Source organism: Amycolatopsis nivea (assembly GCF_004522235.1).
GTDB classification, from domain to species: domain Bacteria; phylum Actinomycetota; class Actinomycetes; order Mycobacteriales; family Pseudonocardiaceae; genus Amycolatopsis; species Amycolatopsis nivea.
On the sequence record NZ_SDLT01000022.1, the window covers coordinates 114103 to 128019 of the forward strand.

12 protein-coding genes are annotated in these 13917 nt (G+C 70.5%); 1 reads left to right on the forward strand and 11 read right to left on the reverse strand.

Annotated elements, in window-relative coordinates; genetic code table 11:
* Positions 1-15 precede the first annotated feature (15 nt).
* The 8 genes from tsaE to glmS are packed head-to-tail and all read right to left on the reverse strand — an operon-like array spanning position 16 to position 9423.
* The gene (gene tsaE, locus EIZ44_RS24925) at positions 16-471 is read right to left on the reverse strand and encodes a tRNA (adenosine(37)-N6)-threonylcarbamoyltransferase complex ATPase subunit type 1 TsaE (protein WP_275291651.1); all 456 of its coding nucleotides are present in this window, start codon (positions 469-471) and stop codon (positions 16-18) included.
* The gene (locus tag EIZ44_RS24930) at positions 468-1556 is read right to left on the reverse strand and encodes an alpha/beta fold hydrolase (RefSeq protein WP_037816232.1); all 1089 of its coding nucleotides are present in this window, start codon (positions 1554-1556) and stop codon (positions 468-470) included. Before EIZ44_RS24930 ends, tsaE begins: the two co-directional genes overlap by 4 nt.
* Entirely contained in the window at positions 1553-2674 is a 1122-nt protein-coding gene (gene alr, locus EIZ44_RS24935) for an alanine racemase (protein ID WP_134731500.1), read from the reverse strand. Before alr ends, EIZ44_RS24930 begins: the two co-directional genes overlap by 4 nt.
* Before the next feature lie 29 nt (positions 2675-2703).
* On the reverse strand, positions 2704-3804 hold the full coding sequence (locus tag EIZ44_RS24940) for an ABC transporter ATP-binding protein (RefSeq protein ID WP_134731502.1): 1101 nt from the start codon (positions 3802-3804) through the stop codon (positions 2704-2706).
* A 3-nt stretch (positions 3805-3807) separates the two neighbouring features.
* Positions 3808-5241 carry a xylulokinase gene (xylB, locus tag EIZ44_RS24945; RefSeq protein WP_134731504.1) on the reverse strand — a complete coding sequence of 478 codons (1434 nt, stop codon included), beginning with the start codon at positions 5239-5241 and terminating at the stop codon, positions 3808-3810.
* Positions 5231-6055 (reverse strand): DeoR/GlpR family DNA-binding transcription regulator, encoded by an 825-nt coding sequence (locus tag EIZ44_RS24950; protein ID WP_134731506.1) that lies wholly within the window; start codon positions 6053-6055, stop codon positions 5231-5233. The genes xylB and EIZ44_RS24950 overlap by 11 nt, the downstream gene beginning before the upstream one ends.
* Before the next feature lie 50 nt (positions 6056-6105).
* The gene (locus tag EIZ44_RS24955; RefSeq protein WP_134731508.1) at positions 6106-7548 is read right to left on the reverse strand and encodes an NAD(P)H-hydrate dehydratase; all 1443 of its coding nucleotides are present in this window, start codon (positions 7546-7548) and stop codon (positions 6106-6108) included.
* 12 nt (positions 7549-7560) lie between these two features.
* Positions 7561-9423 (reverse strand): glutamine--fructose-6-phosphate transaminase (isomerizing), encoded by a 1863-nt coding sequence (gene glmS / locus EIZ44_RS24960; protein ID WP_037816238.1) that lies wholly within the window; start codon positions 9421-9423, stop codon positions 7561-7563.
* 194 nt (positions 9424-9617) lie between these two features.
* Between glmS and EIZ44_RS24965 the strand changes: the two genes are divergently transcribed.
* On the forward strand, positions 9618-10454 hold the full coding sequence (locus EIZ44_RS24965; RefSeq protein ID WP_134731510.1) for a dienelactone hydrolase family protein: 837 nt from the start codon (positions 9618-9620) through the stop codon (positions 10452-10454).
* Here EIZ44_RS24965 and EIZ44_RS24970 read toward each other — a convergent pair whose 3' ends face one another.
* Genes EIZ44_RS24970 through EIZ44_RS24980 form a run of 3 tightly spaced genes read right to left on the reverse strand, consistent with a single transcriptional unit; the run spans position 10455 to position 13892 of the window.
* Entirely contained in the window at positions 10455-10904 is a 450-nt protein-coding gene (locus tag EIZ44_RS24970) for a hypothetical protein (RefSeq protein WP_134663752.1), read from the reverse strand.
* A 16-nt stretch (positions 10905-10920) separates the two neighbouring features.
* A complete protein-coding gene (locus tag EIZ44_RS24975; RefSeq protein ID WP_134731512.1) occupies positions 10921-13578 on the reverse strand; it encodes a WXG100 family type VII secretion target in 2658 nt (885 codons plus the stop codon).
* Positions 13578-13892 carry a hypothetical protein gene (locus EIZ44_RS24980; RefSeq protein WP_235146890.1) on the reverse strand — a complete coding sequence of 105 codons (315 nt, stop codon included), beginning with the start codon at positions 13890-13892 and terminating at the stop codon, positions 13578-13580. The genes EIZ44_RS24975 and EIZ44_RS24980 overlap by 1 nt, the downstream gene beginning before the upstream one ends.
* Positions 13893-13917: the final 25 nt, after the last annotated feature.

Here is a 13917-nt window from a genome sequence, read left to right on the forward strand (position 1 = left end):
GCCGGACGGCAAGCGCTAGGCGGCTTGCAGCTCGTCGACCCGGGTGGTCCAGGAGCCGTGCGGTTCCAGCACGACGGTCCGGGTGTCGTCGTCGTGCCGGGTCAGGCGGACGACCAGGTGGTCCTCCGACAGCCGCTCCGCGCTGCCCTCGCCCCATTCGACGACCACGGCGGACGATTCCAGGTCGGTGTCCAGATCGAGGTCGTCCAATTGGGACAGATCGCCGCCGAGCCGGTACGCGTCCACGTGGATCAGCGGCACCCCGGCCGCCCCGGCGGCGTGCACCCGCGCCAGCACGAAGGTCGGCGAGCTGACCCGTCCACCGACCCCGAGACCGTCCGCGATCCCTCGGGTCAGCGTCGTTTTCCCGGCCCCGAGCGGACCGTCCAGCAGCACCACGTCGCCCGCGCGCAGGGCCGCGCCCAGCGTCCGCCCGAAGGCCATCGTGTCCTCGGGGGTTTCCAGAATCACTTTGTCCACCACCAGTTTCGCCGGTTCGGCGCGGCGCTGCCACCACAGCGCTGCAGCAGGTCGATGAGATGGCTGTTCACGAGCTCGGGCTGTTCGAGCTGCACCATGTGCCCGGCTCCGCGCACGCGCACCAGCTCGGCGTCCGGCAGCTCGGCGGCGATGCGCTCGGCGTGCGCGAACGGCGTGAAGCGGTCCGAATCGCCGCCGATGACCAGCACTTGCGCGTGGTTCAGCCCGGCCAGCACCGCGTAGCGGTTGTGGCTGCCGAGGGTGTCCACGAAGTTGATCAGACCGCGCACCGGCGTCACCGCGAGCATTTCGAGCATGAAGTCGACCAGGCGCGGCGAGACGTCGCGGCTGCCGAACGCGAGGCGGCGCACTGCCTGCCGGGTCAGCTGACCGCCCGCCGCGCGAACGAACTCCACCAACCCGGGTTGCCATCCAGCCAGCTCGCCGACGCCGCGCGTAAGCGGGTTGTACTTGGACAGCAACGGCCTCGGCAACCCGCGCGCGCCGACTTCGCCCGCCGCGGTCGCGATGAAGGCGACGCCGCATACGCGGTCCTCGAAGAGGTCTGGCCGTTGCGCCGCCAGCTCCATGATCACCATGCCGCCCATGGAATGTCCCATGAGGACGATCGGCCCTTCGGGCACCATCGCGCGCAGCACGCTGTCGAGGTCGTGCGCGAGCTGTTCGATCGTCGAGGTCTCCGTGGACGCTTCACCGGACAGACCGTGACCGCGATGGTCGAAGTAGACCTGCCGTACGCGCGGCAGCCGCAGCGAGGCGACGTCGCGGCGTTGGAAGTGCCACGAGCGCCGCGAAAGCGCGAAGCCGTGTACGCCGACGAGAGTCAGCTCCGGCTGCTCGCCGTCCTCAGGATCGATCTCCTCGACCGACAGCGGCGTACCGTCTTCAGCCGCGACAGTGGACGTCCGGTCCGGCTTCAACTCGCCTAGCGGCTCGTCGGCGAACGGGTCCTCGGTCGGTTTGCGTTGCTGCGACGCGACAACTGCCGCTGCCGCACCCGTCACTACCGCTCCGACTCCGCCGACGATCGCCCACAGTCGCGCCGAAGGAGTCACGCCCGCTCCCCCACGTACCGGCGGTGTACGCGTGGCCGGTACATCGAGGTGACGATTTCGTAGTCGATGGTGCCGATCTTGTCCGCCCATTCGCGCGCGGTCGGCTCTCCCGAACGGCCCGGTCCGAACAGCACGACCTCGTCGCCCACAGCGGGCACGTCCTCGTTGCCGACGTTGACCACGAGCTGGTCCATGCAGACCCGCCCGACGACCGGCCGTCGCTTCCCGCCGAGCCAGACGTCCATCCGGCCGGACAGCGTGCGCGGCACCCCGTCGGCGTATCCGGCGGGCACGAGCGCGAGCGTGGTGTCCTCGTGCGCGGTCCAGGTGTGTCCGTAGGAGACGGATTCGCCTGCCGCCAGCGGCTTGGTGAGCACCACGGTCGACCGGAAGGTCATCACCGGACGCAGGTCGTCGTCGGTGGGCACCGGGTTGAGGCCGTACATCGCGATGCCCGGGCGGACCATTTCGAAGTGCAGGTCCGGCCTCGTGAGCGTGGCGGCGGAGTTCGCCAGGTGCCGGATCGGGTCAAGACCGGCGGCGCGGGCCGCGTCGTAAGCCTCGGCGAACAGCTTCGCCTGGGCGTCGATCGACGCGTGCCCCAGCTCGTCAGCGCAGGCCAGATGCGACCAGATGGCCACGACCTCGACGCCGCGCGCCTTGGCCGCGGCTTCGACCAGCTCAGGCCAGGCAGCGGGCGGGCAGCCGTTGCGGCTCAGCCCGGTGTCGATCTTGAGGTGCACGCGGGCGCGCTTCCCGGCCCGCTCCGCGGCGGCGTCGACCCTGGCCAGCTCGCCGAGGGAGCTGACGCCGAGGTCGATGTCCGCCTCGATGCCGGGCGTGAAATCCAGCTCCGGCACGTCCAGCCAGCTGAACAGCCGCACGGACAGACCCGCGGCGCGCAGGTCGAGGGCTTCGCGCAGCGAGCAGGTGCCGAGCCAGCTCGCCCCGGCCTCGACCGCGGCGCGGCCGACGGGGACCGCGCCGTGGCCGTACCCGTCGGCCTTGACCACGCACATCACGGCCGCGCCGGGGGCCCGGGCGGCCAGCAAGGAAACGTTGTGGCGCACTGCGCCGAGATCGACCACGGTCTCGGCGTGCGGAGAACTGGCAGTCATAACGACTGCCAGTTTCCCACGCTATCGGCTCAGGAGAGACGCTGCCCGGACGTGCCGGAGAACACGTGCAGCTCGTCCGGACGGATTCGCAGGTGCAGGGTGTCGCCCATGCCGGGGGGCGTACGCGGGTCGACGCGGGCGACCACGTTGCGTGACGAACCCTCGGCGCTCTCCTCGACGCCGGCGCCGAGCTTGCCGTAGACGTAGGCGTCCGAGCCCAGCTCCTCGACCAGTTCGACCTTGATCGGCAGCGAGCCGGTGGTGTCGGTGGTGACCTCCAGCGACTCCGGGCGGAAACCGATGGTGACCGTGTCGCCGTCGGCCGCGGACCGGACCTCGGGCTTGAGCGGCACCTGCACGCCGCCGACCTCGGCACCGTCCGCGGTGAGCTTCGCGGCGACCAGGTTCATCGCCGGGGAGCCGATGAAGCCCGCGACGAAAACGTTTGCGGGCCGGTCGTACAGGGCGCGCGGGGTGTCGCACTGCTGCAGCAGACCGTCCGACAGCACCGCGACGCGGTCACCCATCGTCATGGCCTCGACCTGGTCGTGGGTCACGTACACGGTGGTGACGCCGAGCCGGCGCTGCAGCGCGGCGATCTGCGTACGGGTCGAAACGCGCAGCTTCGCGTCGAGGTTCGACAGCGGCTCGTCCATGAGGAAGACCTGCGGCTCGCGCACGATCGCGCGGCCCATCGCGACGCGCTGGCGCTGACCGCCGGACAGCGCCTTCGGCTTGCGGTCCAGGTACTGCTCGATGTCCAGCAGCTTCGCCGCGTCGAGCACCTTCTGCTTGATCTCCGACGCGGGCCGCCCGGCGATCTTCAGCGCGAAGCCCATGTTCTGCGCGACCGTCATGTGCGGGTACAGCGCGTAGTTCTGGAACACCATCGCGATGTCGCGCGAACGCGGCGGCAGCTGGGTGACGTCGCGGTCGCCGATCCAGACCGCGCCGTCGTCGATGTCCTCCAGGCCCGCGAGCATCCGCAGCGCGGTGGACTTGCCCGAGCCCGACGGCCCGACCAGCACGAGGAACTCGCCGTCGGCGATCTCCAGGTCCAGCGCGTCGACCGCGGGACGCTCGGTCCCGGAGTAGCGCCGGGTCGCCTTGTCGTAGGTGATGCTGGCCATCGGTCAGTCCTCTCCCAATTTCGCGGAAACCCCGTGCGCGGCCTCGCGCGCCTCGAGGTGGCGTTGCTGGATCTCGATGCCCGCGGCGCGCAGCGCCCCGGTCGGCTCGCCCAGTTCGAGCCGGTTTTCAGTTCCGTGCCAGGTCGGCGGCTCAGCGGTGCCCGCGAGCGCCCAGGCGGCCTGCCGCGCGGCGCCGAGCGCGACGTACTCGCCGACCTCGGGGATCACGACGGGCAGCCCGAGCACGATCGGCGCGATCGCCCGCACCGCGGCGGACTGCGCGCCGCCGCCGATGAGCAGCACGCGCTTCACGGCCATGCCCTGCGCGCGCACCGCGTCGAGCCCGGCGGCCAACCCGCAGACCATGCCCTCGACGGTCGCCCGCGCGACGTTCTCCGGCGTCATGTTCGCCCTGGTCAGACCGTGCAGCGAACCGGTCGCGCCGGGCAGGTTCGGGGTGCGCTCGCCGTCGAGGTACGGCAGCAGCGTGAGCCCGCCCGCACCCGGTTCGGCGGACAGCGCGAGCCGGTCGAATTCGGCCAGGTCGACGCCGAGCATCGCCGCGCCCGCGGTGAGCACGCGCGCGGCGTTGAGGGCGGCGGTCAGCGGGAGGAACCGGCCGGTGGCGTCGGCGAATCCGGCTACCAGGCCGCTCGCGTCCGCCGCGCCGGTCTCGGTGACGCCGAAAACCGTGCCGCTGGTGCCGATCGAGATCACCGCGTCGCCCGGGGCCAGTTCGAGCGCGAGGGCGGCGGCCATGTTGTCGCCGGTGCCCGCGGAGACGAGCATGCCGTCGCCGGTGTGCCCGGCGACGTCGGACGGGCCGAGCACCGTCGGCAGATCGGGGGTGCGGCCGCCGAACGCGTGCGCGAGGACGTCGTGCCGGTAAGTGTTGTCCGTCGGCGAGAAATACCCGGTGCCGGAGGCGTCGCCGCGATCGGTGACCGCGGTTTCCGGGCGGCCGAGCAGCCGCCAGGTCAGCCAGTCGTGCGGCAGCAGAACGCGCGCGACGCGATCGGCATTCTCCGGTTCGTGCTCGGCGAGCCAGCGGAGCTTGGTGACGGTGAAGCTCGCGACCGGCACCAGCCCGACCGACTTCGCCCAGACACCGGGTCCGCCCAGTTCGTCGGTGAGGTCTTTGGCCGCCTGCGCGGAGCGGGTGTCGTTCCACAGCAACGCCGGCCGGACGACCTCCCCGGCCTCGTCGAGCGTGACCATGCCGTGCTGCTGCCCGCCGACGCCGATCGCCTTGACCCCGTCGAGCACGTCGCGAGTGGCGTCCGCAAACGCTTGCGCCCACGCTGCGGGGTCGACCTCGGTGCCGTCCGGATGCGGTGCGCGGCCCGTGCGCACGACCTCGCCGGTGCGTGCGTCGCAGACCACGACCTTGGTCGACTGGGTCGACGAATCGACCCCGGCCACCAGCTCAGCTGTCATAGGGCTGCCCCTCCTCGACGTACTCCGCGGCCTCGACCGCCGTGCCTTCGTTCAGCGCCGCCTCGATCTCCTCGGTGGGAGTGGCTTCGCTGGTGATCAGGAGGTCGTAATCGCCGACAGTGCCGTGCGCGTACGTCGCGGTGCGACCGAACTTCGAGTGGTCGAGCACCAGCACATTGCGGTTCGCGGCGCGCAGCACGGCCTTCTTCAGCTCGGCGTAGTCGCGGACCGGGTGGAACAGCCTGCCCACCGCGACCGCGCTCACCGAGACGAACGCGATGTCCACGCGAATGCGCTCGAGCAGCGCGAGGACGTCGGGACCGGAGCAGGAGTCGTACTCGGGGTGGTAATGCCCGCCGGCGAGGACCACGTCGACATCGGTGCCCAGCAGCCGCGCGGCCTGCAGCGAGTTGGTGATGACGGTGAGGCGCTCGATCCGGGCCAGCCGCTCGACCAGTGGGAACAGCGTGGTGGAGTCGTCGACGAACACCGCCTGGCCGGGCTCGACCTGCTGAATCGCGAGATCCGCGAGGGCTTCCTTCTCGGCCGAGTGCAGCGTGAACCGGCTGGCGGTCTCCATGGTGAGCGCGGGATACGCCTCGACCTTGCCGCGCAGCTTCCGGAGCAACCGCTTGTCGGCGAGCTCGTCCAGGTCGCGGTGCATCGTCATGAGGCTCACGCCGAACCGCGCGGTGAGGTCGTCGATGCGGACTTCGCCCTGGTCAATGACGTAGTCGAGGATCTCCTGCCGCCGCTGCTCCACCGCGGCGTCGGACGGGCGCGTCTTCGGCCGTCCTGGCGTGTCTCGACTCACATCTTGTTCTTACCAGATATCACGAGCCGAGTTAACACGTAACTCGATAACTATGCGGTCGCGCGAACCAATCGGAGCGCGGCGGGGATGGCGTCGACCAGACCGGACGCCGACGTCGGCACGTCCTCCGCGGCGAGCGCGCCCGCCAGCGAATGCACCTGAGCAGCAGCCGCGGCGGCCAGCCACGGATCGAGCCCGGCGGCCAGCAGCGACCCGACCAGGCCGGTCAGCACGTCGCCGGAACCAGCGGTGGCCAGCCACGACCCGCGTGGGGTGTTCACCGCGACGCGGCCGTTCGGAGCGGCGACGACCGTGCAGTGGCCTTTCAACAGCACAACCGCGTCGTACTTCTTCGCCGCTTCCCGCGCCGCGGCGACCCGATCCGCGCCTGGGCGGCGGCCCATCAGGCGTTCGTACTCGCCGGCGTGCGGGGTGAGCACGAGCGGAGTGTCCGGATCGCGGGCGTCGAGGACTTCGGGGGTGTTCGCGATGATCGTGGTGGCATCGGCGTCCGCGCACACTGGGACGCCCTGGCCGAGGATGTGCCGCAGGATCTCGCGGCCCTCGCCGCCGGTGCCGATGCCCGGGCCGACCACCCACGCCTGCACCCGGCCCGCGTCGGTGACCGAGCCGGTCGCGACGATCTCCGGCCAGCGCGAGCGCACGACGTCCGCGGCGTGTCCGGCGTAGCGGACCATGCCCGCCGTCGCACGCACCGCGGAACCGGACGCGAGCACCGCCGCGCCGGGGTAGGTCGCCGATCCGGCCGCGATCCCGACTACGCCCTGGGTGTATTTGTCGTCCTCCGGACCGGGGATCGGCCACGCCTCGGCGACGTCGGCCAGGTCAAGGCGCCGCAGATCCGGCTCGTCCAGCCAGGGCCGCAGGCCGATGTCCACCAGCACGACCTCGCCGCATTCCTCCGGGGCCAGCACGTGCACGGGCTTGAGCGCCCCGAAAGTGACCGTGCGCGCGGCGGTGACGTGTGGACCGTCGACCGCGCCGGTGTCCGGGTCGACGCCGCTCGGCAGATCCACCGCCACTACCGGCGCTTCGATCCGCGCGACCAGCTCGGCCGCTTCCGGACGCAACGGGCCGCGAGCCGAAATGCCGACGATGCCGTCCACGACGACATCCGCCCGTTCGATCCACTGTGGACTGTCCGCTATGGACACCACCCGCCCGCCGGATCGCCGCAGTGCGGCCAATCCCACCGGATGAGCCTTCTCCGGATTCAGCAATACCGCGGCCACCGCGACCCCGCGCCGACGCAGGAAAGCACCAGCCCATAAGGCATCGCCGCCGTTGTTGCCCGAGCCGACCAGCAGCACCACCCGCCGACCGGAGACACCGCCGGTGTCCTCGGCCAGCAACCCGGCCACCTCGGCAGCGAGGCCGAAGGAGGCGCGACGCATCAGCTCGCCGTCCGGAGTGCGCGCGAGCAGCAGGTCCTCCGCCGCGCGAATCCGTTCTGTAGTCCAGATTCCCTGCACGGCGGCGGCTCCCTACTCCACGGTGACGGACTTCGCCAGGTTACGCGGCTTGTCGATGTCGTACCCGCGCGAACTCGCGATCTCCGCGGCCAGCACCTGCAGCGGAACGGTGGAAACCAGCGGCTGCAGCAGCGTCGGCACCGCGGGCACCTCGATGAGTTCGTCAGCGAACGGGCGCACGGTCTCGTCGCCCTCCTCGGCGATCACGATCGTGCGCGCGCCCCGCGCCTGGATCTCGCTGATGTTCGAGACCAGCTTCGAGTGCAGCACCGCGCGGCCCTTCGGCGACGGCATCACGACGACGACCGGCAGGCCCTCCTCGATCAGCGCGATCGGACCGTGCTTCAGCTCGCCCGCCGCGAAACCCTCCGCGTGCATGTACGCGAGTTCCTTCAGCTTCAACGCGCCTTCCAGCGCCACCGGGAACCCGACGTGGCGGCCGAGGAACAGCACCGCGCGCGAGTCGGAAATCCGCCGCGCGATCTCGCGCGTCGGCTCCACAGTGGACAGCACCTTCTGCACCGCGGCCGGCATCGCTTCCAGCTCGGCGAACTCGCGGGCGACCTCGTCCGGGTACTTCGTGCCGCGCGCCTGCGCCAGCGCGAGGCCGACGAGGTAGTTCGCGGCGATCTGCGCGAGGAACGCCTTGGTCGACGCGACCCCGATCTCCGGCCCGGCGTGCGTGTACAGCACGGCGTCGGACTCGCGCGGGATCTGCGCGCCGTTGGTGTTGCAGACCGCCAGCACGCGGGCCTTCTGCTCGCGCGCGTGCCGCACGGCTTCGAGGGTGTCCGCGGTCTCGCCGGACTGGGAGACGGCGACGACGAGCGTGTCGCGGTCGAGAACCGGGTCGCGGTAGCGGAACTCCGAGGCCAGCTCCACCTCGACCGGCAACCGGCACCAGTGCTCGATGGCGTACTTCGCGACGAGCCCGGAGTGATACGCCGAACCGCAGGCGATGACGAAGACCTTGTCGACGTCGCGCAGGTCCTGGTCGGAAATGCGCTGCTCGTCGAGGATGATCCGGCCGGCCTCGAAGTGCCCGCGCAGCGTGTTCGCCAGCGCCTCCGGCTGTTCCTCGATCTCCTTGAGCATGAAGTACTCGTGGCCGCCCTTCTCGGCGGCCGACAGGTCCCAGTCGACGGTGAACGGCTTGGCCTGCGCGGCGTCGCCGTGGAAGTCGGTGACCTGGTAGCCGTCGCGGGTGATGACGACCAGCTGGTCCTGCCCCAGTTCGACGGCCTCGCGGGTGTGCTCGATGAACGCCGCGACGTCGGACGCGACGAAGTGCTCGCCCTCGCCGACCCCGACCACCAGCGGCGACGACCGGCGCGCGGCGACGATCGTGTCCGGCTCGTCCGCGTGCGTCACGACGAGAGTGAACGCGCCCTCCAGCCGTCGGCACACCGCGGCGACGCTGGCCGGCAGGTCACCCTTGGTGTCGCCCTCCGCGTAGGCGAGGGAAACCAGGTGCGCGGCGGTTTCGGTGTCGGTGTCACTGGCCATCTCGATGCCCGCGGCCTCGAGCTCGGCGCGCAACGCGGCGAAGTTCTCGATGATCCCGTTGTGCACCACCGCGACGCGACCGGTGGTGTCCCGGTGCGGATGCGAGTTGCGGTCGATCGGAGCCCCGTGCGTGGCCCAGCGGGTGTGGCCCATGCCCGCAGTGCCCTCGAACGCGTCGCGGCCGACCTCGTCGAGCCGGGCCTCCAGGTTGGCCAGCCGGCCGGCCTTGCGCTCGACGGTCAGCGCGCCGGCGCCGTCCAGCACCGCCACGCCCGCCGAGTCGTAGCCCCGGTATTCCATGCGGCGGAGCCCACCGAGCACGACGTCCAGAGCCGGGCGGTGTCCGACGTATCCCACGATTCCACACACGCGAACTAGCGTAACGAGACAAGTCCAGTCCCCTACTCCGGTCCCTAGAGCGGGGTTTTCAGTGCCGCTGAGCTGGGCGGGCGACGTCCCGGACAACCGTTGACCGGGTCTTCGCGCAGTGTGGCGGCCGACCCCTAAACCGATCGGGGTGGCGCACCGGGCCGGGGAGGGGCACGGGCAGTAAGGTCACGCGCATGGCCAGCAAGCCCAAGCAGCTGCTCACGGAGCTGTCCCACCCGGGACCCCACGAGGTTGTGCGCGGCAACCTCGCCCTGGTCGGACTGCCCGGCGTCGTGTTCACCCCGCGCCAAGGCCTTGGCCTGCCCGCCATCGCGTTCGGGCACGGCTGGATGCAGCCGACCACCCGCTACCGGCAACTGCTGCACCACCTCGCGAGCTGGGGCGTGGTCGCCGCGGCCCCCGCGACCCAGCTCGGCCCGCTCCCGTCGCACCGCCTGCTGGCCGGCGACCTGCTGACGACGCTCGACGTCGTCACCACGGTCCGCCTCGGCCCGGACGGCATCAGCGTCGACCCGGAGAAACTCGGCCTGGCAGGCCACTCCACCGGCGGCGGTTCGGCAGTGCTGGCAGCCGCCCAGTCCGCCGGAGCAGGCGACGACGCCCGCCCGAAGGTCCGCGCAGTGGCGACGGTAGCCGCGGCACAGACCTTCCCGCCCGCGACGGACGCCGCGAAGCTGATCAGCGCCCCCGGCCTGCACCTGGCCGTGGACGGCGACCTGGTCGCCCCGGCAGTCGGCCACGCAGACGCGATCGCCCAGGCATGGGCCGGTCCGGTGCAACTGCGGACGCTGGCGAAGTCATCCCACCTCGCGGTGACCGAGGGTCGGCACTGGAGCCAGCTGCTGCTGCAGGGCAAACCGCAGCGGGCGACTCAGCAGCTGACGAAGGCGCTGTTCACTGCGTTCTTTCTCACGCATTTGACCGGGACGGACAAGTACCTGCCGCTGCTGGACGCGGATGTGAAGCGGGCGCCGATCGAGGTTCCGGAGGACGAGGAACCGGCTGCCTGATCAGGTAGCCAACCAGTCGGTGTTCGTGAAGTCGTCCTCGTCGTGGTGCACGCCGCGACGATGCCGCCCCGACGGAGCCGCGGGCGGTGCCGGAGCGGGAGCCGGCGGAGGCGTGCTCGGCCGCTGCGGAGCAGGCTCGGCCGCCGGGTAGTCCGCGCGACGCTCCTTCTCCGCTTCGTCGTCTTCGAAACCGAAGCTGACCTCGCCCTTGGCCTTGTCGCCGACCGTCGACTCCATCACCCAACCGCCGGCCTTCGCCGCGCGGCGAGCGCTCTCCTGCACGCGGACGATCACCTGGCCGACGGTGCGCAACTGCTTGTCGCTGGCCTCTTTGCTTTCCTTGAGGTCTTTGCGGACCCGGCTGCCGATCAACGCGAGCCGTTCCTCCGCCTCGCGTTCGATCTGAGCCATCTTGTGGCGGAATCCCGCCCCCAGGTCTTCGCTGCTCACCGCGTCCTCCCCCGTCCTAACGGCCAGGCTGATCGTCGTCGAGCAACGACCCGCTGATCCGGTTCGAGTTGGACTGCGAACCGAAAAGACCGCCGTCGACCCGGTACGCGCTCGACGAACGTTCCTGCTCCTGCCCGCCGCCCGGCGCGTTGCCGAGCCCGCCCATCATGCCCCCGCCCATCATGGCCGGAGTGCCGGAACCGGTCGCGTCGTGGTGCACCGGCGCGGTACCGAGCTGCGAGGTGTCGGTCGGCGGAGCGTCGCCTGCCGAAGCGGCCATCGGGTCGGCGGTGTCGCCGAGGCCGTCGTGCGGAACGGTGCCGATGCCGGGGTCGGAGGAGAACGGGTCGAGCACCGATTGGGCGGTAGTCGACTCGTCCGGTCCCGACGCCGCCGCGGCGGGCGCGCTCGCTGGCTCGTGAGTCACCGGCAGTTCGTGCGACGGCGGCTGGCCCGGGACGATCCGGTGCTCCTGCGCAGCGGGCTGGTCAGGAGCAGCCTGGTGGCTCTGCGCGGCGGGCTGCTCGGGAACGACTTGGTGGCCCTGCGCGGCGACCTGGTCCGGGACAGCCTGGTTCGCGGCAGCGGCGACCGGCTGGCCCGCTGCTGCCGCTGCGTCCGGCACCGGCGTTCCGGGAGGCGTCGGTCCGCCCGGCGTGGCCTGCCCGCCGACCGCGGCTCCACCGCCGGCGGTGTGGCCGCTGGGGTTGAGCGCACCGTCGTCACCGAGGGTGTACTTCGTGGGATGGCCCGAGCCGTCGTCGATCGTCACGACCGTCGGGCCGTCGGCTCCAGACGGCCGTTCGGCCACGATCGACAGCTTGCCGTCCTGGATGTGGATCTTGCCGTCCGGACCCGGCTGGTACTTCTGCGCGCCGTCCTGGTTCTTCGCGGCGTCCTGGCCCGGGGTTCCGTCGTGGCCCTGGCCGGTCCCTTGCGCACCGTCGTGGCTTTGCGCACCGTCGTGGCCCTGCGGTCCGAACCCGGTCGCCGGGTCCGGGTGCTGCTGCCCGGGCACCGGAGTCCCCGGCGGCTGCGTCGCGTCCGGCTTTGCCTGGTCGCCGAAGTCGAGGTCGTAGGTCTTCTGCTTGCCCGTGCCGTCGTCGACGCTGATCCCCATGTGCCCGTCCTTGCCGGGTTCGGACATGGAGATCTTGTGCCCGTCGTGCTCGACGGTCATCGTCTCGGGCTCTTCGGGCTTGAGCGCCGCGCCCGTCTTCGGGTCGATCGGATACGGCTGCCCGGTCTTCGGATCGACCTCGAGCGGCTGGTGAGTGACCGGGTTGAGCCCCTCCGCCGACTGCGGCTGGGTCTGCGGAGTCTCCGGCATCTTGGGCGGCTGCGCCGCGGCCGGGGTCGGCCCGGAGCCGCCGGTGCTCGGCATTCCCGAGTCCTTGCCGCCGCCGCCGGAGGACGACGGCGCGGTCTGCTGGCCGCCCCCGTCGGACTGCTTGCCGCCGCCCTGGTCAGCGGGCTTCGACGACGTGGTGAACAGATCCTCGCGAGCCTTGCCCAGCGAAGCGCCCAGCTCGTTCCACACCTGGTCGACGCTCGTGCGCGTGTGCTCGCAGACCTGCTGCCAGTTCGTGACGTGCTTGTCCATGAACCCGCAGAACCCGGCGAGCCACTTCTTGGCCCACTCCTGCCCGGCGTCCTTGGTGTCGTCGCCGAGGTCGCACTTGTCTCCGTTGACGGTGTTCTTCAAGTCTTCGGGCATGAACCGGACGAAGTGCTTGAAGTCGTCGTCGCTCGCGTTGCGGCCCATCTCGGCGACCCGGATCAACCGATCGATGTCGCCGGGCGAGAACTGCCCCTTGGTGGGGTACTCGGTGATGTAGTACTCCTGCAGCCACTGGCATTTCGCCCGGATCAGCTTCGCGATCGAGGCGATGCTGCGGTCGATCAGGCCCGCCCCGTCCTTCAGGGTCTGCTCGACGGCCTTGGTGCCGTCGGTGATCCCCTTCCAGGACTGCTGAGCCGAATCCCGCGCGTTGCCCGACCAGTTGGCGAACACGGTCGCCATCCGATTGTCCTGGTCGGCCGCGGCGTCCACAATGGACGCGTTGACGTCCGTCAATTCCTTGGCAGCGGCCTTGAACTTGTCGAACGGGATGTCCCGCTGCTCGTCGAACGGGTCGCCGACGTGCGGCTGGAACGGGTGCTCCGGCAGATTCTGCGCGACGAGACCGCGGGCGCGGTTGTAGAGCGGCAGCAGGTTCCGGAACGGCTGCAGACCCGAGACGCCGAGGTCGAGGATCTCGTTGGAGTTCGCGACACCCGGGTCGGTGTCAGTGTTCTTGGCCCCCTGGTCCTTCAGCTTCTGCTTGTCGCCGTCGACCGCCTGCTGCTGCTTGTCCTGCGCCGCCTTCGCGCCTTTGTCGGCGTCGCCCTTCGCCATGCTGTACCACTTGTCGACGTCGCCGGCGCTCGACGTCTCCCAGTCCATATCCCCTTCGGAGATGTTGAACCGTTTCTTGTAGAAGTCCCGCCAGTGGTTGCGGTCCTCGTCCCCTTGGAAGCCGTAACTCTGCGCGTCGCCCTCTTCTTCTTCGTCCTCGACGTAGTCGAAGTAGCGAAGCGCCAGACCCCGTTTGGTGTTATCGGGAACGCTGGGGTCGTTCATCAACTGCTGGAACTCTTGGAAGGACGGGATAGTCCCGTTGCGCTCGGCCATCAGCGTTTGCCGCTCTTCGTGATGGAGTCCGAGCTGCTCGCCTCGTTGGCGGTGTACTTCTTGCTCGCCGACCCGAGGTTGTTCCCGAAGTCCTCAGACGCCTTCACGTAGCTGTCGACGCATTTGCCGACCGCTTCGATGCCGGTCTTGTACAGCTGGAACGAGCCGTGGTGCTTGCGCCCGAAGTCCGCCTCGGTGATCTGCATCTGCTTCAACGCGGGCAGCGTCGTCTGCAGACGGTCCTTCGCCGCGTCCCGGACAAATCCGCCCGCCGTTTCCAGCATCTGCGGATCGACGTTCTGTCGGTTCCCCACGCTCGCCCCTCCTCGACTGCCGAGT

What these genes read in the sequence shown, in the direction of transcription:
- alr (WP_134731500.1), bottom strand. Translation starts at nt 2,674, where the DNA reads ATGACTGCCAGTTCTCCGCACGCCGAGACCGTGGTCGATCTCGGCGCA.
- EIZ44_RS24940 (WP_134731502.1), bottom strand. Translation starts at nt 3,804, where the DNA reads ATGGCCAGCATCACCTACGACAAGGCGACCCGGCGCTACTCCGGGACC.
- xylB (WP_134731504.1), bottom strand. Translation starts at nt 5,241, where the DNA reads ATGACAGCTGAGCTGGTGGCCGGGGTCGATTCGTCGACCCAGTCGACC.
- EIZ44_RS24965 (WP_134731510.1), top strand. Translation starts at nt 9,618, where the DNA reads ATGGCCAGCAAGCCCAAGCAGCTGCTCACGGAGCTGTCCCACCCGGGA.
- EIZ44_RS24975 (WP_134731512.1), bottom strand. Translation starts at nt 13,578, where the DNA reads ATGGCCGAGCGCAACGGGACTATCCCGTCCTTCCAAGAGTTCCAGCAG.